Source organism: Streptomyces sp. PKU-EA00015 (assembly GCF_013387495.1).
Lineage (GTDB): Bacteria > Actinomycetota > Actinomycetes > Streptomycetales > Streptomycetaceae > Streptomyces.
In genome coordinates this window covers 1-893 of record NZ_JABZEE010000135.1, presented here as the reverse complement: position 1 = coordinate 893, position 893 = coordinate 1, and the positions used below count along the sequence as shown (strand labels likewise).

The following is an 893-nucleotide window of genomic DNA, read 5'->3' as shown; positions in this document are numbered from 1 at the left end:
GGTCGTGGTTATGAACCGGCAGAAAAAGACCCCATCACTTTCCACGCCGTGCCTAAATTTGATCCCTCCAGCGGTTGTTTGCCGAAAAGTAGCGGCGGTTTGCCGAGCTATTCAAAAATCTTTGGCGACTGGTTGTGCGAAACGGCAGCGAAAGACAACAAGCTGATGGCGATTACTCCGGCGATGCGTGAAGGTTCCGGCATGGTCGAGTTTTCACGTAAATTCCCGGATCGTTACTTCGACGTGGCAATCGCCGAGCAACACGCGGTGACCTTTGCCGCCGGTCTGGCGATTGGTGGGTACAAACCCATTGTCGCGATTTACTCCACTTTCCTGCAACGCGCCTATGATCAGGTGCTGCATGACGTGGCGATTCAAAAGCTCCCGGTCCTGTTCGCCATCGACCGCGCGGGCATTGTTGGTGCTGACGGTCAAACCCATCAGGGCGCTTTTGACCTCTCTTACCTGCGCTGTATACCGGAAATGGTCATTATGACCCCGAGCGATGAAAACGAATGTCGCCAGATGCTCTATACCGGCTATCACTATAACGACGGCCCGTCCGCGGTGCGCTACCCGCGCGGTAACGCGGTTGGCGTGGAACTGACGCCGCTGGAAAAACTGCCAATTGGCAAAGGCATTGTGAAGCGTCGTGGCGAGAAACTGGCGATCCTTAACTTTGGTACGCTGATGCCAGACGCGGCGAAAGTCGCTGAATCGCTGAACGCTACGCTGGTCGATATGCGTTTTGTGAAACCGCTTGATGAAGCGTTAATTCTGGAAATGGCCGCCAGCCATGAAGCGCTGGTCACCGTAGAAGAAAACGCCATTATGGGCGGCGCAGGCAGCGGCGTGAACGAAGTGCTAATGGCCCATCGTAAACCAGTACCCGT

Annotated in this window: 1 protein-coding gene; it reads left to right on the top strand. The window is 55.2% G+C overall.

What is annotated here, in order from left to right; translation table 11 throughout:
* Window positions 1-893: 1-deoxy-D-xylulose-5-phosphate synthase (gene dxs, locus HW130_RS35225; RefSeq protein WP_177153825.1), on the top strand; the 893-nt coding region annotated here is incomplete at both ends.